General features: G+C 33.3%; 25 protein-coding genes. 17 read left to right on the forward strand and 8 right to left on the reverse strand.

Annotated elements, in window-relative coordinates:
* The first annotated feature begins 106 nt into the window (after positions 1-106).
* The 3 genes from ACX6U0_RS13050 (at position 107) to ACX6U0_RS13060 (ending at position 4,172) form a co-directional block, all read left to right on the forward strand.
* Complete coding sequence (locus tag ACX6U0_RS13050) at positions 107-2,410, forward strand: glycoside hydrolase family 65 protein (protein WP_464960356.1); 2,304 nt, start codon at positions 107-109, stop codon at positions 2,408-2,410.
* Positions 2,411-2,496: 86 nt separating this feature from the next.
* Positions 2,497-3,165, forward strand: coding sequence for a beta-phosphoglucomutase (pgmB, locus tag ACX6U0_RS13055; protein WP_464960357.1), 669 nt, complete (start codon positions 2,497-2,499; stop codon positions 3,163-3,165).
* A 467-nt stretch (positions 3,166-3,632) separates the two neighbouring features.
* Positions 3,633-4,172: a PTS sugar transporter subunit IIA gene (locus tag ACX6U0_RS13060; RefSeq protein WP_464960358.1), complete on the forward strand. Its 540-nt coding sequence runs from the start codon at positions 3,633-3,635 to the stop codon at positions 4,170-4,172.
* Between the two features lie 78 nt (positions 4,173-4,250).
* On the opposite strand, the gene ACX6U0_RS13065 is transcribed toward ACX6U0_RS13060, so the two are convergent.
* Positions 4,251-5,303: an acyltransferase family protein gene (locus ACX6U0_RS13065; protein ID WP_464960359.1), complete on the reverse strand. Its 1,053-nt coding sequence runs from the start codon at positions 5,301-5,303 to the stop codon at positions 4,251-4,253.
* A 309-nt stretch (positions 5,304-5,612) separates the two neighbouring features.
* Here ACX6U0_RS13065 and ACX6U0_RS13070 point away from each other — a divergent pair, with 309 nt between their 5' ends.
* From ACX6U0_RS13070 to ACX6U0_RS13095, 6 genes are all read left to right on the forward strand, one after another.
* On the forward strand, positions 5,613-6,542 hold the full coding sequence (locus ACX6U0_RS13070; protein ID WP_464960360.1) for an ABC transporter ATP-binding protein: 930 nt from the start codon (positions 5,613-5,615) through the stop codon (positions 6,540-6,542).
* The gene (locus ACX6U0_RS13075; protein ID WP_464960361.1) at positions 6,539-7,633 is read left to right on the forward strand and encodes an ABC transporter permease; all 1,095 of its coding nucleotides are present in this window, start codon (positions 6,539-6,541) and stop codon (positions 7,631-7,633) included. Before ACX6U0_RS13070 ends, ACX6U0_RS13075 begins: the two co-directional genes overlap by 4 nt.
* Positions 7,634-7,795: 162 nt before the next feature.
* Positions 7,796-9,940: a YhgE/Pip family protein gene (locus tag ACX6U0_RS13080; RefSeq protein WP_464960362.1), complete on the forward strand. Its 2,145-nt coding sequence runs from the start codon at positions 7,796-7,798 to the stop codon at positions 9,938-9,940.
* A gap of 108 nt (positions 9,941-10,048) precedes the next feature.
* Positions 10,049-10,975, forward strand: coding sequence for a glycosyltransferase family 2 protein (locus ACX6U0_RS13085; protein WP_464960363.1), 927 nt, complete (start codon positions 10,049-10,051; stop codon positions 10,973-10,975).
* Between the two features lie 112 nt (positions 10,976-11,087).
* A complete protein-coding gene (locus tag ACX6U0_RS13090; protein ID WP_464960364.1) occupies positions 11,088-12,071 on the forward strand; it encodes a YeiH family protein in 984 nt (327 codons plus the stop codon).
* 73 nt (positions 12,072-12,144) lie between these two features.
* Positions 12,145-12,813, forward strand: a complete 669-nt coding sequence (locus ACX6U0_RS13095) for a uracil-DNA glycosylase (RefSeq protein ID WP_464960365.1) — start codon at positions 12,145-12,147, stop codon at positions 12,811-12,813.
* A gap of 98 nt (positions 12,814-12,911) precedes the next feature.
* Here ACX6U0_RS13095 and ACX6U0_RS13100 read toward each other — a convergent pair whose 3' ends face one another.
* Entirely contained in the window at positions 12,912-13,736 is an 825-nt protein-coding gene (locus ACX6U0_RS13100; protein WP_464960366.1) for a Cof-type HAD-IIB family hydrolase, read from the reverse strand.
* Positions 13,737-13,873: 137 nt separating this feature from the next.
* Between ACX6U0_RS13100 and ACX6U0_RS13105 the strand changes: the two genes are divergently transcribed.
* Together ACX6U0_RS13105 and ACX6U0_RS13110 are read left to right on the forward strand one after the other, a co-directional pair.
* Complete coding sequence (locus tag ACX6U0_RS13105; RefSeq protein WP_464960367.1) at positions 13,874-14,161, forward strand: YwdI family protein; 288 nt, start codon at positions 13,874-13,876, stop codon at positions 14,159-14,161.
* Positions 14,162-14,184: 23 nt separating this feature from the next.
* Positions 14,185-14,550: a DUF423 domain-containing protein gene (locus ACX6U0_RS13110; protein WP_464960368.1), complete on the forward strand. Its 366-nt coding sequence runs from the start codon at positions 14,185-14,187 to the stop codon at positions 14,548-14,550.
* Between the two features lie 49 nt (positions 14,551-14,599).
* Here the strand turns inward: ACX6U0_RS13110 and gerQ are convergent, their stop codons facing one another.
* The 3 genes from gerQ to hemQ form a co-directional block, all read right to left on the reverse strand.
* On the reverse strand, positions 14,600-14,992 hold the full coding sequence (gerQ, locus tag ACX6U0_RS13115; RefSeq protein ID WP_464960369.1) for a spore coat protein GerQ: 393 nt from the start codon (positions 14,990-14,992) through the stop codon (positions 14,600-14,602).
* Positions 14,993-15,028: 36 nt separating this feature from the next.
* Positions 15,029-15,451 (reverse strand): cell wall hydrolase, encoded by a 423-nt coding sequence (locus ACX6U0_RS13120; RefSeq protein ID WP_464960370.1) that lies wholly within the window; start codon positions 15,449-15,451, stop codon positions 15,029-15,031.
* A gap of 365 nt (positions 15,452-15,816) precedes the next feature.
* Positions 15,817-16,563 (reverse strand): hydrogen peroxide-dependent heme synthase, encoded by a 747-nt coding sequence (gene hemQ, locus ACX6U0_RS13125; RefSeq protein ID WP_464960371.1) that lies wholly within the window; start codon positions 16,561-16,563, stop codon positions 15,817-15,819.
* 234 nt (positions 16,564-16,797) lie between these two features.
* On the opposite strand from hemQ, the gene pta reads away from it, so the two are divergent.
* Positions 16,798-17,769: a phosphate acetyltransferase gene (pta, locus tag ACX6U0_RS13130; RefSeq protein WP_464960372.1), complete on the forward strand. Its 972-nt coding sequence runs from the start codon at positions 16,798-16,800 to the stop codon at positions 17,767-17,769.
* Between the two features lie 30 nt (positions 17,770-17,799).
* Here pta and lipL read toward each other — a convergent pair whose 3' ends face one another.
* On the reverse strand, positions 17,800-18,657 hold the full coding sequence (lipL, locus tag ACX6U0_RS13135; protein ID WP_464960373.1) for an octanoyl-[GcvH]:protein N-octanoyltransferase: 858 nt from the start codon (positions 18,655-18,657) through the stop codon (positions 17,800-17,802).
* Between the two features lie 418 nt (positions 18,658-19,075).
* Here lipL and ACX6U0_RS13140 point away from each other — a divergent pair, with 418 nt between their 5' ends.
* Positions 19,076-19,993, forward strand: a complete 918-nt coding sequence (locus tag ACX6U0_RS13140) for an iron-hydroxamate ABC transporter substrate-binding protein (protein WP_464960374.1) — start codon at positions 19,076-19,078, stop codon at positions 19,991-19,993.
* A gap of 155 nt (positions 19,994-20,148) precedes the next feature.
* Here ACX6U0_RS13140 and ACX6U0_RS13145 read toward each other — a convergent pair whose 3' ends face one another.
* A complete protein-coding gene (locus ACX6U0_RS13145; protein ID WP_464960524.1) occupies positions 20,149-20,982 on the reverse strand; it encodes an RsfA family transcriptional regulator in 834 nt (277 codons plus the stop codon).
* Positions 20,983-21,195: 213 nt separating this feature from the next.
* Between ACX6U0_RS13145 and ACX6U0_RS13150 the strand changes: the two genes are divergently transcribed.
* Positions 21,196-21,423, forward strand: a complete 228-nt coding sequence (locus tag ACX6U0_RS13150; RefSeq protein ID WP_088001493.1) for a YuzB family protein — start codon at positions 21,196-21,198, stop codon at positions 21,421-21,423.
* 111 nt (positions 21,424-21,534) lie between these two features.
* Entirely contained in the window at positions 21,535-22,848 is a 1,314-nt protein-coding gene (locus ACX6U0_RS13155; protein WP_464960375.1) for an HD domain-containing protein, read from the forward strand.
* Between the two features lie 67 nt (positions 22,849-22,915).
* On the opposite strand, the gene ACX6U0_RS13160 is transcribed toward ACX6U0_RS13155, so the two are convergent.
* Positions 22,916-23,101 (reverse strand): 2-hydroxymuconate tautomerase, encoded by a 186-nt coding sequence (locus ACX6U0_RS13160; RefSeq protein WP_088001489.1) that lies wholly within the window; start codon positions 23,099-23,101, stop codon positions 22,916-22,918.
* 152 nt (positions 23,102-23,253) lie between these two features.
* Here ACX6U0_RS13160 and ACX6U0_RS13165 point away from each other — a divergent pair, with 152 nt between their 5' ends.
* Both ACX6U0_RS13165 and ACX6U0_RS13170 read left to right on the forward strand, forming a co-directional pair.
* Positions 23,254-23,922, forward strand: coding sequence for a site-2 protease family protein (locus ACX6U0_RS13165; protein ID WP_464960376.1), 669 nt, complete (start codon positions 23,254-23,256; stop codon positions 23,920-23,922).
* Between the two features lie 21 nt (positions 23,923-23,943).
* A complete protein-coding gene (locus ACX6U0_RS13170; protein WP_464960377.1) occupies positions 23,944-24,459 on the forward strand; it encodes a YwhD family protein in 516 nt (171 codons plus the stop codon).
* Positions 24,460-24,581: the final 122 nt, after the last annotated feature.

Below are 24,581 nucleotides of genomic sequence, written 5' to 3' on the forward strand. Positions count from 1 at the left end.
TAGGATTTGTAGCAGAGTAATCAAAAAAATTTTTTCTATTTTACGAAAGCGGTTGCATAAAAATGAAACCGTTAACAACAAATAAAAATTTATATAGGTGAAAATAATGAAAAGACTATTTGATGTAAACGAATGGAAAATTGTAGAAACAGAATTGCATAAAGAAGAGTTTCGTCTTGCAGAAAGTATGGTTAGTTTAGGAAACGGTCACATGGGGATGAGAGGAAATTTTGAAGAGAAGTATTCGGGCGATTTCCATCGTGGATCATACGTGGCTGGAGTTTGGTTCCCAGATAAAACGCGCGTAGGCTGGTGGAAGAATGGGTATCCAAATTATTTTGGAAAAGTAATCAACTCAACAAATTTTATTGGTATTAATGTATTTATCAATGGTGAAGAACTGGATTTAAATACTGCCAATGTAAAAGAGTTTTATAGAGAATTAGATATGCAGCATGGTGTATTAACGCGTAAGTTTACAGTCGTTCACGGAGAAAAAGAAACAGACATTGAGGTTATTCGCTTCCTATCTGTTGCTAAGAAGGAATTAGCAGTCATTAAATATACAGTTACGGCTAAAAACTACACTGGTGAAATTACATTTGTACCTTACTTAGATGGCGACATCCGTAATGAAGATTCGAATTACGATGAAGATTTCTGGGTAGAAGTTAATAGAGATGTAGAAGACTATTTTGGCAGTCTTCAAATGAAAACAAAAGACAATCCGTTTGGTTCGCCTACATTCCAAGTAGCAACTACGATGGGAATCACAGTACAAACTGAAAATGCAAAAATCGCATCGATTTTAAAAAGTGAAAAAGATGAATATGTTGATAATACAATTGTTATCAATATTCCAACAGGAGAATCTGTCAGTCTTGTTAAATATGTTGCAGTAACGACAGACCGAGACTATGATGCAAGTGAATTAGTTTCTAAAGGAAAACTAGTAGTAGATCAAGCTATTTCAAATGGTTTTGAATCTGAACTAGCAGACCATAAAAAAGGATGGTTAGATCGTTGGGATATAGCAGATGTAATGATTAGTGGTGATGCTGAAGCGCAACAAGGTATACGTTTTAATTTATTTCAGTTATTTGCTACCTATTACGGTGAAGATGAACGATTAAATATCGGTCCAAAAGGATTCACAGGAGAAAAATATGGTGGAGCAACTTATTGGGATACTGAAGCTTATGCAATACCGTTGTATTTATCAACTGCGAAACAGGAAGTCTCACGGAACTTATTAGTTTACCGTCATAACCAATTAGAAGGCGCTTATCATAATGCCAAACAGCAAGGACTAAAAGGCGCATTATATCCAATGGTTACGTTTACCGGTATTGAATGTCACAATGAATGGGAAATTACGTTTGAAGAAATTCATCGTAATGGAGCAATTGCATATGGTGTATATAATTATGTAAATTATACAGGTGATAAAGCATATTTACATGAATATGGGATCGACGTATTAGCTGGCATCTCTAGATTTTGGGCGGATCGAGTACATTTCAATAAAAAGAAAAATGTATATATGATGCATGGTGTAACTGGTCCAAATGAATATGAAAATAATGTGAATAATAACTGGTATACTAATCGAATTGCTAGCTGGACATTGGAGTATACTTTAGAAGTCATTCAATACTTAAAGAGCAATGGGTTTGAAAACCGTGTTAATGGATTGAATATTACGAAAGAAGAAGTTGAAAAGTGGCAAGATATAATCAACAAAATGTACTACCCGTATGATGAGGAATTGAATGTTTTCGTTCAACATGATACGTTCCTTGATAAAGATTTAATGACAGTAGACCAGTTAGCACAAGAACATCGTCCATTAAACCAAAACTGGTCATGGGATCGCATCCTTCGTAGTTGCTTTATTAAACAAGCTGACGTATTACAAGGGATGTACTTCCTAAATGATCAATATTCAATGGATGAAAAACGCCGAAACTTTGAATTTTACGAGCCAATGACAGTACATGAATCATCGCTATCTCCATGTGTACATTCTATTTTAGCCGCAGAATTAGGTATGGAAGAAAAAGCGTATGAAATGTATAATCGAACTGCAAGGCTTGATCTTGATAATTACAATAACGATACTGAAGATGGACTCCATATTACTAGTATGACTGGTTCATGGTTGGCGATTGTACAGGGCTTTGCTGGAATGCGTACTGCAAATGAAGAATTATCTTTTACGCCATTTATTCCAAGCACTTGGACGGATTACTCATTTAAAATTGTCTATCGTAAACATCGTTTAACAATTGAAATTAATCAATCGAATGTAGTTATTACACAAACTGGACCTACTTTACAATTAAAACTTTATGGCAATGAAGTGATTATTCCGGAAAATGGAATATTAACAGTAGCGATTCAAAAGTAGTAACAATTCGTTCAGAGAGAGAACTCAATATTCTCTTTCTGAATTTTTTTAATGAAGCTAAAAGCGATTTAAAGGAGATGCAGAAAATGACGAAGGAATTACAAGCAATAATTTTTGACTTAGATGGTGTAATTACAGATACTGCTGAATATCATTACTTAGCTTGGAAGCAACTAGGTGAAGATGTAGGAGTACCTTTTACTCGCGAATTTAATGAAGAATTAAAAGGTGTCTCTCGCATGGATTCACTAGAAAAAATTCTTGCATTAGGCAATAAACATAATGATTTTACAGCAGATGAGAAAATGTCATTAGCTGAAAAGAAAAACGAACATTATGTTTCATTAATTCAAAATATTTCTCCTACAGATATCCTACCAAAGATTGAAGAATTAATAGCGGATATTAAAACGATGGGCCTAAAATTAGGACTAGCTTCTGTTAGTAAAAATGCGTTAGCAGTTATGTCATCTCTAGGTTTAAAAGAGCAATTTGATGTAATTGTAGATGCTTCAACAATTAAAAAAGGCAAACCTGACCCAGAAATCTTCTTAACAGCGGCAGAGTTATTAAATGTAGATCCAAAAGCTTGTATTGGTATTGAAGATGCAGCAGCTGGAGTTGACTCTATTAAAGGTGCAGGAATGTTTGCTGTAGGTGTTGGCTCAGAGCAGTCATTATCAAAAGCTGATATTGTATACTCATCTACTTCAGAATTGTCATTAGAAAAAATCATCGAAGAATATAACAAATAAAATATATGTAACGAAGAGAGAGGTGAATGTTTTATTCATCTCTTTTTTATTTTTAAGGCTCTGTTACTATTAATTGTTTTTGACAAAAAACATTTTCGAAAAAATTTTATGGAATCATCTTAGTATAGAATATTTAAAGAGATTGATTGGAGTGGAAGGTGCGAGGCTCCTATGGGATTAGCGTGAAGGCGCAGCTCACGCCCCATGGAAAGCAGCATCCTGAAACGGAAATCAACCTTCTTTTTTACCAGAGTTATTTTTAAAGAATTGATGTCTCTTTGCACACCAATAAAATTCAAAATAATTATGAGCAAACCAACAATTAAAAACCGTTTTATTAAATTTCACGATATCTACATATAATTACTATGCATTACACTACTATTTCTGTTAGGATAATTAGTATTATTTTTATTGAAAAGATAATGATAAGAGTGGAATGAATAATATTAGAAAAGGTGAGTAATATGTTTAACAAATTAAAGAAATTATTTGGTACAGGTGAAAATGAAAATCAATCAACTGTTGAATCAACAACATCATTATCGAAGGAAGTTGCCATTAAAGCACCATTAACTGGCGAATTCAATGATTTATCAGAAGTACCAGATCCAGTCTTTGCTGAAAAGATGATGGGAGATGGTTTTGCCATTACACCAAGTGAAGGTGTTGTTGTATCACCTGTGGATGGAGAAATCGTTCAAGTTTTCCATACAAAACACGCAGTTGGTATCCGTTCAAATGAAGGTGTGGAAGTTTTAATTCATGTAGGATTAGAAACGGTTAAACTAGAAGGTCAAGGATTTGAAGCTCATGTGACTGAAGGCCAAAAAGTAAAAGCGGGAGATCAGTTACTTACATTTGATCTAAACTACATAAAAGAAAATGCAAAAAGTACGATCACTCCTGTTATATTCACAAATGGAGACATTGCTGAAAATATTGAAATAAATGCGTCTGGGTCAATTCAAGCTGGCTCTACAGTTGCAAACGTTACATTAAAATAAAAAAAGCCTAAAATGAAATACACCTCCAATTGTTAGTTGAGTCTAACAATTGGGGTGCACTTCAAAAAGGGCTTTTTTTTATGCAGTTCTTACTTTAAATTGACGTTTGCGCTTCACACTTAAACCGATAAAAAGTGGTTTTATGGTTGGTTGATTTTCAATGATGAATCTTTTTATTAGTAATGGTACTGTTATCCCAATAATGGTGAAGAATACTGGACCATAATCGAAAAACTGTGAAAACACCGCGTTTGCAAACAAGTGAATATACATAATCGTTAATGATTCTTTACCGCAGATTGTACATGGCTTAATGATTTTTACCTTCGCCGTGATTTGGCATAAATACAGTAAGCCTATACTCATCGTGATTGGAATAATTGCGTCTAAATATAAGTGGTCGTATCGTAAATATTTTAAGCTTAAATGGTAATCCAACTTATTCATATGATATAGACTCATAAAGATTATGCTACTGATAATGCTTAATACACCAACATAGTCTGGAATTGATGAGATGAGTCTTTTTGCAAAGTAACCAAAGCCTAAAAAGAAAATCGCTAAAAATGCAACGTCGATATTCCAAGGAATGAAAATATTATTAAAAGTTGATTTTCCGATTAAAGGTACTAAATTAATTGTCTCAAAGTGTGCGATTAAGTAACAAGATATAACGATTAATAAACGAGTAAGATTTTTCTTGAAAACTAGGCATGTGATTGCAAATAATATTTGAGTGATAAATAAACATGTTACATACCAAAAGACACCATGTATACCAGTAATAAATCTTCCGCCAATTAGCAAAGATATTCCTTCGTTAATAAGTGTTGATAAATGAATTGAACCCTCTTGAGCTTGTAAAATTAGTTTATACATACTAAATAAAACTAAATACGTACAGTATGGTACAAGTAATCTGAAGGCTAGTTTTTTTATATAAAATTTTAGCTCACTAAATGAATTAACAGGTTTAAATAAATATCCACTAATCATAAAAAATAGTGGCATATGAAACCAATAAATAAATGTTATTGATTGCGGACCACCTTCAGAAGAATGACCATAAACAACTAATAAGATCCCGATCATTTTGGCCACATCTAACCATTGTTCTCGTTCTTTTTTCATATGATCACCTAATTATTTTTTTAATTGCCACCATATTGTAACCAAAAATTATTACAGAGCTAAAACATTGCCATTACAATAAAGTTATAAAAGGTAACATTTTTATGTGGAATGTTAAGAAGTTAGCTGTGGTCAGAAAAAATTAAAATTTCCATTATTAATTAATAAATTATTTTAAAAGCATTAAAAATTGCTAATAATTGGAAATTTCGACACAAAAAAAGTATGTTGAAGGTTATACTGAAACAGGCTTAGCGTTGCGATTTTACTCAGTAATAAGATAAATACTAATTCGAGTCATTAGATGAGGTGAAAAAAGTGGATTCAATCATTGAAGTAAAAAACTTACAAAAACGTTACGGGGACTTTTATGCAGTTAATGGAATCAGTTTTGAAGTTGTTAAGGGAGAAGTTTTTGGTTTGCTTGGCCCAAACGGAGCAGGTAAATCGACTACAATGGAAATGCTTGTTGGATTAAGAAAACCGGATGGCGGGACAGCTACAATTGCTGGGCACACAATCGGTAAGGATGCAAGTAAAATAAAGCAAGAGATTGGAATACAGCTTCAATCTACATCTTTATTTGAGCTATTAAAGGTTAAAGAAATTATTGAATTATATGCGAGTTTTTATCCTAGTCATATACCGATACAACCACTTATTGATGAGATGTTATTAACAGAAAAACAAAATAGTTTAGTTAAAGGTTTATCAGGTGGTCAAAAACAGAGGTTGGCAATTGCATTAGCACTTATACATGATCCACAAATTATATTTTTAGATGAACCGACTACTGGACTTGATCCACAAGCACGTCGGACTTTATGGGATATCATTCTTACTTTAAAAGAACGTGGGAAAACAGTTGTTTTATCTACACATTATATGGATGAGGCACATGTTTTAGCGGATCGAATTGGTATTATGGATCAAGGTAAACTGATTGCGTTGGATACGCCAAATAATTTAGTCAGTTCAATTGAAGCTGAAAGTGCAATTGAATTTAAAACGAAATCACCTGAAAGAGTGGATGAATTAAATCATTTGGAAAGTGTAACGAATATTGTGGTCAACCATGATTTTGTTACATTGTATACACGTAATCTCCAACTATCATTAGTTTCATTATTAGAGTATACAAAAGAAAAGGATATTTCTATTTCAGATTTATCTACAAGATCTGCGACTCTCGAAGATGTATTCTTAAGCATGACTGGAAGGGGGTTACGTGAAGAATGAGAGCTTATTACCAACTGACTTTAGCTCAGCTCAGAATTTATGTACGTAATCGTCAAGCTTTAATATGGACATTATTATTTCCTTTTTTCTTTATGATCATTTTTGGTCTAATGTTTAATGATGGCAATACAACTACTTATTCAGTGAACTTAATTGATCATGATAAAACGCAGGCAAGTAAACAAATTGTATCGATACTTGATAAGCAGAACTCACTTAAAATTCATCAAAATAGTGATGAAAAGAAAGCGAAAAAGTCTTTATCTGATGGGAAAACAGATTTTGTCATCTTAATTAAAAAAGGCTTCCAGGATCAAGTTACTTCTAAGAAAAATGTCCCTGCCCAAATTCAAGTTCTTTATAATGAAAGTAAAATGGGTCAATTACAAGGTGGAATTGCTACTATTACCGCTAATATAGATGGTGCAAGTAAGCAAATGGCTGGATATACACCGAAAGTAGTAACAACATTAAAAGGAGTAGAGGGAATTACTCTTTCATATTTAGATTTTCTTGTACCTGGAATTATCGCGATGCAAATCATGAACAATAATATGAATGGGGTTGCAGGGCAAATTGCGTCTTGGAGAGAACGTGGTGTGTTAAGACGAATGCAAGGAACAACCTTAAAGGCTTCAACGTTTATCGCAGCCCAAATTACAGCAAGGTTAATCCTGAATAGTTTGCAAGCGATTTTAACCATTTTAATAGGTTATTATGGTTTTGATGTAAGCATTAGAGGATCATTTCTTTTAGTTGTTCTATTTGTTGTTTTAGGGACTTTAACATTTATGAGTATTGGTTTTATTATCGCTAGTTTAGCTAAAAGTCCAGAAAGTGCAGGACCAATTGCCGGATTCATTTCATTTCCGCTCATGTTTTTAGGAGGAGTATTTTTCCCTGTAAACAATATGCCAGAATACTTGCAACCTATTATCAAAACAATACCAATCACCCATCTATCCACTGCAATGCGAGATATTATGAATATCGGAGCAACCTTTGGTGATTTAGCAAGCGATTTCGGCTGGTTATGTGTATGGATGGTTGTCAGCTTTTTAATTGCTGCAAAAACCTTTAGATGGGAATAAGGATAAACAATTTATAATTAGCAATATACTTAGAAAAAAAGACCTTCAATTTCGATTTGAGATTGAAGGTCTTTTTTTGTCTTCCAGTTTACTAATATACCGCATAGTTTTTAATTATATATTGCATACTACAAAAAAATGAAGATATTAGGTGAGTTGTCAGTGAATGCAATTCTTGAGATTTATAGACGTGATTTAAGACGAATCGTAACGAATTGGGCTGCTTTAATGATTATTATAGGACTAATTTTTTTACCATCTATGTATGCATGGTTTAATATTAAGTCTGCTTGGAATCCATATGGAAATACAAAAGGCTTAAAAGTAGCAATTGTTAATGAGGATCGTGGAGCAACGGTTTTAAATAAAAATATCAACATTGGTAAAGAGGTCGTTCATGCTTTAAAGAAACAACCAACACTAGGGTGGATATTTACCAATCAAAAAGATGCAGATCAGGGAGTTAAGCACGGGAAATATTATGCTAGTATAATCATTCCAAGCGATTTTTCAGATAAAATAAGTACAGTCATAACAGATAATCCTCAAAAACCTGAACTATTATACAGTGTAAATGAAAAGCTAAACATTATTGCACCTAAATATACAGAAAAGGGTGCAAGTGGAATTGCTAACGAAATCACTAAAAATTTCGAGAAAACAGTGAGTACTGAAGTGCTAAGTGTATTTAATAAAATCGGCATTGATTTACAGTCAAATCTTCCTTTGCTTAAGAAAACTGAGAAGACCATATTTTTACTAGAAAAGGATCTGCCAAAAATCGAGCAAGGTGTGAAGAAAGCACTCGTTCATATGAATAACATTCAATCTGTTATTCAAACGGCAAATCAAGATTTACAGTTAATTAGTGACCTAGCTTCCAATGCGGAAAAATTTACAAATGATATCGCAAATTTTCTAGAAAATATTCATAAAACAATACAGACTGTAACACCATTTATAAAACAAGCGCTCTTTCTACTCCAAAATCAATCATCTATGATTCAAAATCTAGTGTATCAAATTCAAAATAATGATATTAGTAACGTTGATGCGTTAAAAATTACACGCGAATTAGAAGAGCGATTGGCTAATTCAAGCGAGACGTTGAACTCATTAATTCAATTTCTTTCTACATATAACAAGAATAACTCTATAAATTTAAGTAACGAAATAGCTTCGTTAAAACTAGTCCAATCAAACGTAAGTAGGCTCCAAGACGAAAATAACAATGTAAAAAAGGCTCTCGAATCAGGGAGAGAAGTTCCAAAAGATGTACTGAGCAAAATGAACATGTATGCAAGTAACATTAATGACAGTATAGGTAATCTAACTAATAGATTTGATTCTGAATTTGCACCAAAACTAAATAATATCAGCAAGTTAGCAAATTCATCGATTAAGAATATAAGAACAGTTTTAAATGATACACAAAAAAGCATACCAACTATTAAAGCAGTCTTGAATGATACTTCAAATTTAATAACATTGAAAAAAGGTGAAGTACAACAATTAATAAATGATTTTCCTATGATAGAAGAAAAAGTGAAAAACCTCGCCAATAAAATTAGAGAGGCAAAAAAACAGGGTAGTTTAGAGGATTTAATTAATTTTCTTCGCACAGACATTGAAAAAACAAGTGATTTCTACTCAAATCCTATCAAGATTAAAAATGAAAGAATTTACCCAATACCGAATTATGGTACGGGCATGACACCTTTTTATACAACTCTTTCATTATGGGTTGGGACTTTATTGCTTGTCTCTTTGTTAACGACAGAAGTACATGAAGATCAGACTTACAAGAGTAGGGAAATTTACTTTGGTAGATTTTTAACATTTATATCAATTTCCATTTTACAATCTATCGTTGTAACTATTGGTAACTTTTTAATTTTAGGGACTTATGCAGCAAATAAAGGTTATTTTATATTATTTGGTATCTTTATTAGCATCGTTTTTACATTTATTGTCTATACCTTTGTTTCAGTCTTTGGAAATGTTGGTAAAGGAATTAGTATTATTTTTCTTGTTTTACAAATTTCAGGTGCAGGTGGAGTATATCCCGTGCAAGTAACACCTACTTTTTTTCAAGTCATTAATCCATACTTACCTTTTACCTATGCAATAAGCTTATTAAGAGAAGCGACAGGTGGCATATTATGGTCTACAGTATATCGAGACTTGTTGATATTATTGATTTATATTGTACTAGCTGTGTTACTTGGTGTAATTCTTAAGGGTCCAATTAATAATAAGGCACAAACTATTATCAACCTATCTAAAAAAAGCAAAATCATTCATTAACTGATTTGATAATGACGGAGAAGAGAAATTCATTGAATCTTGCCAGTATGTGCTATAACATAAGTGGGAGTTAAATTGTAATAGTTTTTGATAAGTAGGTGTTTTTAAATGAAGGTATCAGTGGTAATTTACTGTCATAATGTTGGAGAAAGTTTAGAAAAATTCCATGTGAATTTATCGAACACTTTAAAACTACTTCGTGACGATTATGAAATGATTTACATTAATGATGGAAGCGAGGATGATACATTACTTGCTCTTCAAGTGATTGCAAATCATAGTGGCCATATGAAATTTATTTCTTTTAGTCGCTATTTTGGTAGAGAAGGTTCTATTTGTGCAGGTTTTGAACATGCAAAAGGCGATGCGGTTATACTAATGGATGGTAGTTTTAATCATCCAGCAAATATGATTCCTGAAATGGTTGATGAATATAAAAAAGGGTTCCATCAAGTAGTCGCAAAAAGAAAATTAGAAAATGGAGTCATGAAAAAAGCAAAAAGAAGTATTGGCGAAAAATTTATTAGTAAATTTATAGATCCAGATTTGCTTCAAAATGATGCTCAATTCCGCTTGTTAAGCAGAAAAGCGGTAAATGCTATATTAAGCATGCCAGAAACAAATCGTTATGCTAAAGGTATGTTTAAATGGATTGGCTATAAAATAAAAACCATTGAGTATGAAGTAACTTCTCGTGTAATGATTAAGGAGTCTGAAACAAAGAGATTCGATGTAGTAAAAAACAGTGTCGAATATATTCTTAGTTATCACACAAAACCATTAAGATTTTTAACAAAGCTTGGTCTAATGCTGATTATTCTTAGCCTAATATTCTTCATTATGATGAGTTTTAAAGTGCTATTTATTGGTGTGAGAATTCCAGGCCTATACACCATTTCGAATATCATTATGCTCTTTGGTGGTACACAGTTACTTATTACTGGTGTTATTGGTGAGTATGTTGGTAAAACGTATTTCGAAACAAAAAGAAGACCTCATTATATTATAGAAGTATCAAACTATGATGAGGTGTAGAGCTGTGGTAGAAATTAGGAAATTCGACTAGAATCTTGTCGAATTTCTTTTTTCATGTTTAGATAAAGGAAGAAAAAGAACATAAAATTAAGGCAAAACTTGGAGAGAAATAATGGGGAAAATGAATAGTGTTTTACCAGGGATTATACTTTGCCTTTTGATTGCAAGCATTAGTCAAGCATTATCATTTATCATGCCAATTGGTGCAGCAACTTTTTCGATTTTAATTGGTTTAATAATCGGTAACACATTTGGAGTTAAATCAAAATATCAAATTGGAAGAAAGTTTGCGGAAAGCACTTTGTTAGAAATATCTATATGCTTACTTGGCGCAACAATTAGCGTTCAGATGATTAACTTATTAGGGATTAAAGGATTATTGATGATTGTAATCCAGATGACGCTAGTTTTAATTTTTACAATTTGGATGGGTAAAAAACTAGGCTTTGGAGTTAACTTTAGCTATTTAATGGCTAGTGGTAATGCCGTATGTGGTTCATCAGCAATAGGTGCCACTGCACCGGCTATACATGCAACGGATGAAGAAAAAGGATTGGCAGTAACGATTGTCAATTTGATGGGAACAGTTTTAATGTTTATCCTACCACTTATTGCTGCGTTTTTATATCACTCTGAAACATTGCCTACAGCAGCATTATTGGGCAGCACTTTGCAATCTGTTGGACAAGTTGTTGCGAGCGGAAGTTTAGTAAATGATGACGTGAAAAATTATGCGACTATATTTAAACTAGTTAGGGTTATTTTCTTAGTTGCAGTAGTCATTATTTTATCGAATAGAAAACGAAGAACCATTACTGACCGCTCTAGTGAAAAAATAAAAGTGAAATTTCCATGGTATGTAATTGGCTTTGCAGGATTGTGTGCGTTATATAGTATAGGTGCATTACCAAGCTGGTTTTCGAGCGTTTCTAATCAATCTAGTCATCTATTAGAAATTATCGCTTTAGCAGCAATTGGATTAAACGTAAACATAAAGTATATTTTACAACAAGGAAAAACACTATCTTTGTACGCTTTATTGATTGTAGGATTTCAAATAGCATTAGCCATAATGTTTATTCAAATATGGTATTAATCTACACGTTTCAACAAAAATTGAATCATTGACTTATTTCTCGGGAAATTTCGTCATGAAAGGTGGTATTTCTTTGTTTCAATTGTCTTCAGATTGGAGAGAAATATTAAATAATGAATTTAGTAAACCTTACTTTAAAGAATTAATAGAATTTATTGAAGTAGAATATAGCGAGAAAAGGGTTTATCCAGTTAAAGAACATGTTTTTCAGGCATTAAATGAATGTTCATTTGATAAATGTAAGGTAGTAATTCTCGGACAAGACCCTTACCATCAGGAAGGGCAGGCACACGGTTTAAGTTTTTCTGTTTTACCGGGTGTGAAAATTCCTCCTTCTTTAAGAAATATATATAAGGAGCTACAGCATGATTTAGGTCTCGAAATACCGAAAGAAGGCTACTTGAAAAGTTGGGCAAAACAAGGTGTATTATTATTAAATACTGTGCTTACTGTACGAGATAGTGAGCCGAATTCTCATAAGAATAAAGGTTGGGAAATTTTTACTGACCAAATTTTAACCGAATTAAATAAACATGAAAAACCGATAATTTTCGTTCTATGGGGTAAACACGCTCAGGCAAAAGAGAAACTTTTAACAAGTGATCATCATTTTGTTTTAAAATCCCATCACCCTAGTCCGTTATCAGCTAGTAGGGGCTTCTTTGGGAGTAAGCCGTTTTCAAAAATTAACGAAAAGCTTGTCGAATTTGAAATGGAACCGATTAATTGGACGGTTAAATGAAAAAGAAGGCTATAGAAAATCTTTCAAACAGTCTGAAAATCTAATTTTACACCGTTACTACAAAAAAGGTTGTCCTCTGGACAACCTTTTTAATTAAGTTAAATTGGCGATTTTATGTTTTCGAATATAAATTTCTCAACTACTTTTGCTACGCCATCTTCATTGTTAGATGAAGTTACATAATCAGCTTGTTGTTTAATTTCATCTGCTGCATTTCCCATTGCTACACCAAGACCAGCAAATTTAATCATCGGAAGATCATTGTAGCCATCACCTATTGCAATCACTTCGTCTTGTCGAATTCCTAGAATTTTAATAAGGTGATTCAAACTTTTACCTTTGTCCACTTCATTATTTGTAAGTTCTAAGAAAAAAGGCTTTGAGCGCATTACGCTAATTTTACCTTCAAGTTCTTGTTGTAGTATTTTTTCAACCTTTACTAACTTTTCAGGGTCTTCTAACATTAGAAGTTTAACAACGTCGTTTTGCACATGCTCTGTAAAACTATTTACTTCCTTTATAGCCATTCCAGTAAGTTGTCCTTCAATATCTGTATATTGATTACCTTTTTCAGTGATAATATCATTCTCAACATATGTATGAACAAATACATCATGTTTTTTACTAAGTTCATAAAGTTCATGTGCTTGTTCTTTCGTTAATGTACATTCATATACATTATTCTTAGTGCGATAGTCGGTAATGATGCCTCCGTTAAAAGAAAGAACATAGCTTCCGTATTCATGTAATAAAAGATCTTCAGCCAATTTATGCATTGCGAAGGTCGGTCTCCCGGAAGCAAGAACAACTTTTACGCCCATATCTTGGGCTTTAAGCAAAGCCTCTTTTGTGCGGGGAGAAATAATATGTTCATCTGTTAAGAGCGTGTCATCAATGTCTAATACAATCATTTTATATTCCAATGTTTTACCTCCTAAAAATTAATTATCTTAGTATACCACTGTTCAATTATAATAGTGGTTATTTTGGTTCGTATTCGCTTTCAGAAAAAAGGCATAGTATAATAAACTTTATTGGATTGTTCTAAAAAAGCTTGGTGGTGATTTATCTGAATATTAGTGTAGAAAAAGTAATTCAGCAAATTGAAAATGAATTGCTAAAGGCAAAGGCAAATACGCAAAAGCCAGGACAATTTCGTGAACGTATAGCTAGTATTCGCGCTTTATGCGAGTTAATGCTTGAAGAAGAAGGTAGAATAGAAGTTTCTAGTCATTTAAGCAGTAGTAATATTGTTCAATCAATTCCTAGTCAACCTATTCAAACTCAAATGGCTGTGATGCCTAAATATGATGAGTCTGAGCAAGGTGGATCATTATTAGATTTTTAAATAGTAGGGGGATAAAGTAAGATATGAAGCTATTTTTCTTATTAGGTAGTATATCTGCATTTGTATCGATTGCATTAGGAGCATTCGGGGCTCATGGACTTGAAGGGAAGATTTCTGAAAGATCACTTCAAATTTGGCAAAAAGCCGTCCAGTATCAAATGTTTCAAACGGGAGGACTATTCATAATTGGATTATTAATTGATAAATATGGATCAACTCCGCAATTAACTTGGGCTGGTTGGTTATCAGTCATTGGTATACTGTTATTCTCAGGAAGCTTGTACATATTAAGTATCTCTGGTATTAAAATCCTTGGTGCCATTACACCTTTGGGTGGCTTATCATTTTTAATCGCTTGGATTTTAGTAGGAATTGCAGTGATGAAATAAAAAAAGTGTTCAATAAAAGTGCGTTATGCACTATATTGAACACTTTTTTTTAAAGTTCGTAAGGTAGACCTATTTGTTCATCAAATGTAACGTAATCTAAGTAAATTGTAAGTAAGATAAACGTTTTGTTTGAATTTACATCTCTAAGTACAATGTGGTCTCGACCTGCACCCATTACATACCCGACGAAAACTTGCTGTTGATTACCTGTGAAAGTCATATAAACCGTAGCAATTTTCCCCCGATTGTGTCTAAGGATATTTTCTACATATGATTGTTCAAACGCTGATGGTGAGGCTACAACTTGACCTTGTTGTGTAATCATACCACCAGATGGAGCTGCAAATCCTTGCCCTTGTCCTTGCCCCGTTTGTTGTCCTTGTTGTGGAGCAGGTTGTGTTGCGCGATAAATATTTTGATAATATTCGAAAGGATTACTCAAAGAAAAAACCTCCTTAATATAGGCTTTAATTCATTACTAAAAGACTTTTGGACAATCTTGAGGGCTTGGTTGATAAAAACAATGCGCCTTAAATCTTCCAGCTAATTTTTGGTTGTACCATGTTGGTGGACATGATCCTGAAGGTTCAAAGAACCATAAACAGAAATTCGCAGGCCAAAAACGCTGTCCTGCTATAACTCTTCTTGCCATTTCGATATCTTGGTCACGAGCGCGCTGATAAAAATATGACTTTTGTACAGCTTCGAATCCACCAGGACTTTGATACACCATATCAGTGATACTTCTAAGTTTTTTAAAATCTAAGCAATCGCATAATACCCTATTAACACAGACATTTCCCACCATCAGCATGCCTTCTTTTCCTTCACCCTCAGCTTCAGCACGCATTAATCTGGCCAATAATAAAACCTCTTGTTCTGTATGACGAATAACTGCCATAAAAAGCCTCCTCATCCGAATAATAAATCGTGTATATTCATAGAAGATCGGAAAGCGAGGACTAAATGGTTCGTTCACTACTGTAACTATATTAAAATTAGGAAGAACATATGACATCTTTTCCAAATGCAAAATAAAAAAACTTCTCAGTTAGAGAAGTTTTTTTTTGGAAGAACGCCTTCCGCTTTTCTATTGTATTGTTCCAGTTGTTAGCTTAGCGAGTTGCCTCCACTTTTCTTTATGTCTAGTTCCGGCGACTTGCCCCTCGAGGTCATAAGTCAATGCCATATAAAGATTAAAAAGCAATCTTTATATGTTCTCGCCTTATGCTTGTCGGGGCAGGGCGAGTTGCCTCCACTTTTCAATTAAACATATAAGTATTTTGCAAATGCGTCTTCTTTAAGGATAGTACCTACGAAGAATGAGCCGAACACGCCGTAACGTGCACTTACTTCATCAAAGCGCATTTCGTAAATAAGTTTCTTGAATTGTAGTACATCTTCAGAGAATAAAGTTACTCCCCATTCGTAATCGTCGAATCCAACTGAACCAGTAATAATTTGTTTAACTTTTCCAGCGTACCCTCGACCGATTTTACCATGGCTATACATCATGTCTTTACGAGCTCCAGATGGAAGCATGTACCAGTTATCTTCACCTTCACGTTTTTTATCCATAGGGTAGAAACATACATATTGTGCTTTTGGTAAAGCTGGGTAAAGTCTAGAGCGTACATGAGGATTTTGATATGGATCTCCATCTTCTTCGCTTAAATAGTTACTTAACTCAACTACAGAAACGTATGAATATGTTGGAATCATAAATTGAGAAAGAGTTGTTTTATTAATTTCTGTTTCAATATGTAATAATTCATCCATTGTTGGACGTAAAACCATAAACATAATGTCAGCTTTCTGACCTAAAATATTATAAATTGCGTGGCTACCCTCACCAGAATCAGCTACATGATTCCATTTTGAAAATACTTGTTGAAATTCTGCGATTGCTACTTGGCGCTCGTCACTGCTTAGTTGTTTAAAAGAATGCCAATCCATACTTCTAAAGTCATGTAAGCAATACCAGCCATCTAAAGTTTTTGCAGCTTCACTCATTTTAAAATCCCCCAAACGTTATCGAATTGATTTTCTTTTATATAGCATACTACAATTAAAAGTATTTTGTAAAAACATACAAAATTATACAGTGGTCAAATTTAGTTAGAAAATTAGGAATAAACTTATTTTAAATGAGAGCGCTTTAATCCGAATTTTATATTTTTCATTATTGTAAAAAGGTTTTATTCTTATATTGTACATATAAATAACCGAAAAAATATGGAGGTCACAATGAGTAATTTATTTGAAGGAATCAAACAAAAAGTAGCAGGCAAAGGGGTTTCGATTGTTTTACCAGAGGGAACTGATGAAAGAATCTTATCAGCTGCTGATCGTCTTGCAAAAGAAAATGTATTAAAACCGATTTTAATTGGTGAGGTTGATAGCGTAAAAGCGAAAGCAAGTGATTTAGGATTAGCACTAGAAGGAGTAGAGATTTTAGATCCACGTACATATGAAAATATGGAAGAGCTTGTTGCTTCATTCGTTGAACGTCGTAAAGGAAAATCGACTGAGGAACAAGCACGTAAAGCATTATTAGATCCAAACTATTTTGGAACAATGCTAGTATACTTAAACAAAGCAAATGGTTTAGTTAGTGGTGCAACACACTCTACTGCGGATACTGTACGTCCAGCTCTTCAAATAATTAAGACGAAGCAAGGTGTATCAAAAACTTCAGGTGTATTCATCATGGTTCGTGAAGATGAAAAGTATGTGTTTGCAGACTGTGCGATTAATATTGCTCCTAATAGTCAAGATTTAGCTGAGATAGCAGTAGAGAGTGCAAAAACTGCTAAATTATTCGATATTGATCCTAAAATTGCAATGTTAAGCTTCTCAACAAAGGGATCAGCTAAATCTCCTGAAACAGAAAAGGTAGCTGAAGCAGTAAGGATTGCAAAAGAATTAGCACCTGAATTGACTTTAGATGGTGAGTTTCAATTTGATGCAGCATTTGTTCCTTCTGTTGCTAAAAGTAAGGCGCCTGAATCAGTTATTCAAGGTGATGCAAATACATTTATTTTCCCAAGCTTAGAAGCTGGAAATATCGGATACAAAATTGCTCAACGTCTAGGTAACTTTGAAGCAATTGGTCCAATTTTACAAGGTCTAAATATGCCGGTAAATGATTTATCTCGTGGCTGTAATAGCGAAGACGTATATAAACTATCAATTATTACTGCAGCACAAGCATTATAAAAAAAAGAGTACCCCATGGGTACTCTTTTTTTATTGTTCAAAATTCATTTGTAACGATTCTAATTCCTCATTACGATCAATCATACGTTGTAAATTGTGATTATATAAATCTATCTCATCGCCTTGTAGCGAGTTCGTTATAATTGTTGGTGTTAAACTGATTAGCGATTGAAGAAGTCTTTTCATAACCTCAGAAACTGAAAGATTAATTGATAACAATTCGGAGAGAGAGGCCATTGTATTAGGATTGATGTTTGGGTATTTAAAGTTCGTTTCTTTATTGTTTATCGCGATTTCATAAAAGTCCTTAATAATTGATGCTCGTTTTGAGCCACTTTCATTTATACATAAGTAGATTTGTACTGCGACACCTTTACGAATTCTACGTTGTGAAATACCAGCAAATTTTTTACCATCTATACTTAAGTCATAATCCCCTGGGCAATATGAACCTACAATTTCCTTAGCTTCAATTCCATTTGTTAAATCTTTAAACATATCTTGAATAAGGGCATACATCGTTTCATAGCCGTCATTTATTTGTAGCTTGCGTTCGACTTCGGGAAAAAGAATGGAAATATTAAGTACACCTTCATCTAACACAACTGCTAGTCCACCAGAGTTTCTGACAATAGCTTTATAACCTTGTTCATTCAAGAACTTAATTCCATTTGATAGGTTTGGCAATCTAGTATCCTGTATACCAAGTACAATCGTGTGATGATGGACCCATGTACGAACTGTTGTAGGAGACTCTTGTTTTCCAATCTTCGTACAAATTGTATCATCTAATGCAAAAGATTGAATGGCTTTAAAAGAAGGTCCCAAGGTCGATCCATCTATAAAACGTATTTCATTTTGCTTTAATCGTTCTAAGTGTTGATTCATTGAGTAAGCCCCTTGCTTTTTACGTTTGATTTCTATTTTAACATGAATCATAACAAATAAAAAAATCCTATATCAACATAATAGAATCAGAATGATGTTAATGTAATTACAAAAATAATGATTGACAACCCAGTATCATCCAATTTATAGTTAATACGATAATAAGAATCATTATCAATTAGACTTTTTTTTCTAAATGGAAATTTTCAAATGATTTTAGTTCATGCAAACGATTTTACCTTTTTCTTCAAAGAATGTTAATTGGTTAAAATCCTATTTTTAAAATATCCATTCGTGTGGAAATTTGTCTCATGATTTGCATTATATTGTTTTCAAGTTCGTTGAGGAATAGAAAAAATTTTCTACGAACAAACAGAATATATTTATTGTCAATAAACTATCAAAGGAGAAATACAAAATGAAAAAAGTTTTATTCCCATTAGTACTGATCTTAATGCTAGTGATTAGTGCATGTAGTAATAACAGTTCGGAAAAGAAAGAAAATGCTAAAAAAGAAGAGCCAAAGACGTTTACATATGAATCAGAAACTGGTCCAGTGGAAGTTCCTTCAAATCCTAAGCGTGTTATCCTATTATCAGGTTTTACAGGTAATGTTTTATCATTAGGTGTAAATGTAGTAGGTGTAGATGTTTGGTCAAAAAATAATCCTACTTTTACTGAAGAGATGAAAGACGTTGCAGAAGTATCTGATGAAAACTTAGAAAAAATCATTGAACTAGATCCGGATCTAATCATTGGATTATCAAACATTAAAAATCTTGATAAATTAAAAGAAATTGCTCCAACTGTTACTTATACATGGGGTAAACTTGATTATTTAAGTCAACACGTTGAAATTGGTAAGCTATTAAACAAAGAGAAGGAAGCTCAAGCTTGGGTAGATGACTTCAAAGAAAGATCTGAAAAAGCTGGCGAAGAGATTCGTGCTAAAATTGGTGAAGACGCTACAGTAACTGTTTTTGAAGCTTTTGATAAACAATTATACGTTTTCGGTAATAACTGGGCACGTGGAACAGAAATTCTATATCAAGCGATGAATTTAAAAATGCCTGAAAAAGTAAAAGAAATGGCATTAAAAGATGGCTATTACACAGTTTCAGCAGAAGTTCTTCCTGAATATGCTGGAGACTATGTAATCATCAGTAAGTATGCAGGCGCAGATATCTCATTCCAAAAAACAAACACATATAAAAACATTCCAGCTGTTAAAAACAACCATGTTTATGAAATGGAAGGAAACGGTGCTTCATTTAGTGATCCAGTAACACTTGATAAGCAACTAGAATTCTTTAAAAAATCATTTTTAGGTGAATAATAATTATTGGAGGGATTCTAGTATTAGAATTCCTCCTTTTTGATTTCTGATTCAAATGGCAACTAACAGCAAAAAAATAGAGGGACTATGATTATGGTAGTTCATAGTATCCTCTATTTATGAGAGTCTAGTTAACTTAATAGAAGGTAGACATTCTATTCAGCAATTTTTTCTAAATTTCCGTTCTTATCCATTCTAAAAGATGTTGCTGCTGGTTTCTCTTCCTCTTCAAATAATACTAATTTTCTAGCTCGATTCATGATTTTCATCATTGTTTCATAGTCTTCTTGAACAGTAGTTGCATCTTTTTCTAATTTTTCTACTTGTCTCTGTAATTGTGTATTACGCTCTTGTAATAGGAGAATCTCTCGTTTTAATTGCTCGTTTTCACGAATTAAGCGATCACTACCGATTTGATTGCTAGAGAGACTTTGTAAAAACTGAATAACATCAAACATAGTAATTGAATCTTTTCTCGTGTTATAAGATGGTACTTGATTTGAATATGGTTTTGAAACAGTTGGTACATTCGATACAACCTCTGATTGCGATACTTCATCATCAGTTGACTCATGACTTACATCATTAAGTGTATTTGTTTCAACGAAAGAACCAAACTCTTGGTCAATTTCGACGCCAAACTCTAAATCTTGTTCATCATTTAAATAACGATCAAAATTACTAGATACATCAGTTTGTATATAACTAGATTCAGAAGGTGTATAGAGTAATTTCTTTTTCGCGTCTTCACCTTTAGCGTGGCGAAGTTTTTCTTTACGGAATTTTTTTGCCAATTGAAGTGCTTTTTCATAATTATAACGGACTACTGCATTCCAACGGAAACCACATGCAGCGGAAGTGCGTTCTAGAATATCGCCAACTTCCTCAAATGCATTTAACTGGGTACTACCTTCTCGGACATGCCTTAAAACGGTTTCTGCCAATAACAAATCGTTCTCTTCAGTCCAAGCATCTTGTCTTAATTTCATCATAGAAATTCCCCTCAACTTTCTTTAATAGTTATGCAAAGTAAATAATTTCTTAGCTGATTAATAGAAGTTTGGACAAAAAAATAGAAAACTATACAAAAAATAGTAGAATACTATTTGAGTGCAATTTGAAGCGAATACTTGCATGTCTTTTTTGGAACGAGTAAAATACTGCTTAGTATGTTCAATAAGGAACAGAAGGGATTGTAAAACATGTCAAATGAATTTAGAATATGTGACGATTGCCAGGCGACTAATATTAAAACACTAGTCCCTCGCTTAAAAAGAATAGATGAAGATGCAGAAATACAAGTAGGTTGCCAATCATATTGTGGACCTGGACGTAAAAAGTCATTTTGCTTTGTCAATAATCGTCCATTATCAGCACCAAATGAAGACGAATTGATTGTAAAGATAAAATCAAAACTAGGTAAGAATTAAACGTTCCTTCATCGCAAGGAGCGTTTTTTCATATACATCTGTTATAATGGATAAAAGTGGAAGGTGTTATTCCACGCAAATCTTAAGTAGAGATTGAAGGGGGGCCAACATATGTCTTATCGTTTTCAGAAGCTATATGAAGAAAAGGTTTTTAAAGATCCAGTTCATCGTTATATCCACGTCAGGGATCAAGTGATTTGGGATTTAATCGGAACGAAGGAATTCCAAAGACTACGAAGAATAAAACAGCTAGGTACTACATATCTTACTTTTCATGGAGCAGAGCATAGTCGATTTTCTCATTCGTTAGGTGTGTATGAAATTATTAGACGAATGGTTGATGATGTATTCTCCGGAAGACCTGAGTGGAGTGAAGAAGATCGTTTGTTAGCGCTTTGTGCGGGCTTGTTACATGATGTTGGCCATGGCCCTTTTTCACATACGTTTGAAAAAATATTTAATTTAGATCATGAAGAAATGACAAGAGAAATGATTGAAGGTTCTACGGAGATAAATAGCATTTTACAAAGAGTTGGAGTGGACTTTCCAAAACAAGTTTCTGAGATCATAGAAAAAACATCAACCAATAAACTAGTGACAAGTATGATATCAAGTCAAATCGATGCTGATCGAATGGATTACTTATTAAGGGATGCTTATTACACTGGTGTAAGTTATGGAAACTTTGATATGGAACGCATTTTAAGGGTTATGAGACCTCGTCCAGATGGTATTGTGATCAAAAAGTCTGGGATGCATGCAGTTGAGCATTATTTAATTAGTCGTTTCCAAATGTATTGGCAGGTTTATTTCCATCCAGTTTCCAGAAGTGCAGAAGCAATCTTACTTAAAATCCTACAGCGTGCAAAGTATTTAAATGAAACAGGCTATCATTTTAACTATGTTCCTGTTCACTTTGGTAATTTATTTGAAGGAAACGTTGAATTAGATGAATACTTAAAACTAGATGAATCTGTTTTACTGTATTACTTCCAGGTATGGCAAGAAGAGTCTGATGAAATATTAAGTGATTTATGTCAGCGTTTCTTAAATCGTCATTTGTTTAAATATGTAGATTTTCAAGATCAAATTCATTCAGAAAAACTGATTGAGCTACACCATTTGTTTTTGAAAATAGGAGTTAACCCTGACTATTATTTAGTAAAGGATACAATTTCGGACGAGGCTTATGATTACTTTAGATACGGTGAGGAAGATGGGAAGAAGCCAATCTTATTACTATTCCCGAATGGAGAGTTAAAAGAGATTTCACGTAAGTCCGAATTGGTAGATGGTATAACGGGCAAAAAACTATCAGATTCTAAGTTATACTACCCTCATGATTTAATCTATAATGAACCTGATGAGACAAGAAAGAAAATAATTGAGATCATAGAAGAAATTGCAGGGACAAAAAGTAGATAATATAAAAAAAGAAAACGGAAGAAATTTGTCCTTCCGTTTTTCTTTTACTGTATGTAATTAAGATGTACTATTCGTCACTAAGTCTTTTGCCAGCAACCGCGTAGTGGTTTTTAGACATTTCTTCGATAAAAACAACAACTTTTTCTACTGGAGCACCTGTTGTCTCGCTTACCGCAGAAGTTACTTTTTCGACTAATGCTTTCTTTTGTTCTTCAGTGCGACCTTCTAGCATTTTTACTGTTACATATGGCATAATTTAGACCTCCTTCTATTTGTCATTTATATTATAACTCAATGCTTGGTATCGTAACGAATTAAATCAATTCTCATTGAACAATACATAATAAAACATTAAAATATTTTAATAAAGAGATAAAACTTACCATTTACTGAGAGGAGTTAATAATGGAAACATTTTTTCGATATCCGTTACACGAGTTACCATTAGTATTATTAGTTTTTGCGATTTCTTTATCAGTTCACGAATTCGCACATGCATATGTGGCATATAAGTTTGGTGATAGCACTGCTCAAAGACAGGGGAGGTTAACACTTTCGCCACTGAAACACTTAGATCTATTCGGAACAATCGCAATTTTAATTTTAGGTTTTGGTTGGGCAAGACCAGTGCCTGTTAACCGTAACAATTTTAAACATCCAAGAATAGCTAGTATATTAACAACAGTAGCTGGCCCGATTAGTAATTTACTGTTAGCTACATTAGGATTAATAGTCTTCTTATGTTTAATAAAGTTCAGAGTGTTTGATTCATTTCCTGATGCTTTAGTGACTACATTAAGTACATTTTTTAATATGTTCATTCAAATGAACATTGTCTTGTTTGTATTTAATCTAATTCCACTTCCACCACTTGATGGTTATCGCATTATTGAGGATCTAGTGCCAAACAATGTACGTGCAGTAATGAGTCAATACGAACAATATGGAGCTTTTATTTTTCTTATTTTAGTTTTAACTCCTTTAGATCAATATACGATTCAACCTATTTTTAGTGTAGCAATACCTTCAGTATTCCATTGGATGAGTTCAATTGTTGCACCTTTATTTATGTAATGAATTTTAGGAGGTAGAGAGATGGCTGAACAACAACCAAAAAAGAAATCACTAGGATTTAATATTTTAAAGAATGACTCAACGAGCGGACATGGAGGATTTGGCGTTGGTGCAATTAGCTTAGAGAACGTTTCTCCAGTCTTCATCGATATTAATGAGGACGATGTTTTCGTTGATGTAGGGGCAATGCATGCACGTAGTTCGGTAGAAAAAGGAATTAAATTCCTAACAAATGAAGAAGAAGTTCCAAACGGTAAGCCATATTGGTTAGTGTGGGTAGCCACTGAGCGCAATGAAAATGGCCCATATTATGCTGGAGTGACAGGTTGTTATATGACTGTTGACCGCGAAGCTAGAAGAGGGTATAAATTACTTCCTGACCATGTGAATAAGATGGATAAGGCAATGAAACGTAAAATAATGGTAGAACATATGGATGAAAAGTCTCGTAAATTATTAGCCGGTTTCTTGAAAACGCATAATGAAGAGATGTGGAACAATTCTTCAGAACAATTAAAAACCGAACTGTTAGGATAGTCTACTATTGTAAATTTTAATTGGAAAATAATATAAAAAAAATTACTGAAAACGTCGAATAATCTTTTTACATTTATGACTAAATACAGTAAACTATTAATAGCTTGGACAAAGCTAGGACT

This window comes from Gottfriedia sp. ABJ_BB2_2 (assembly GCF_055484705.1).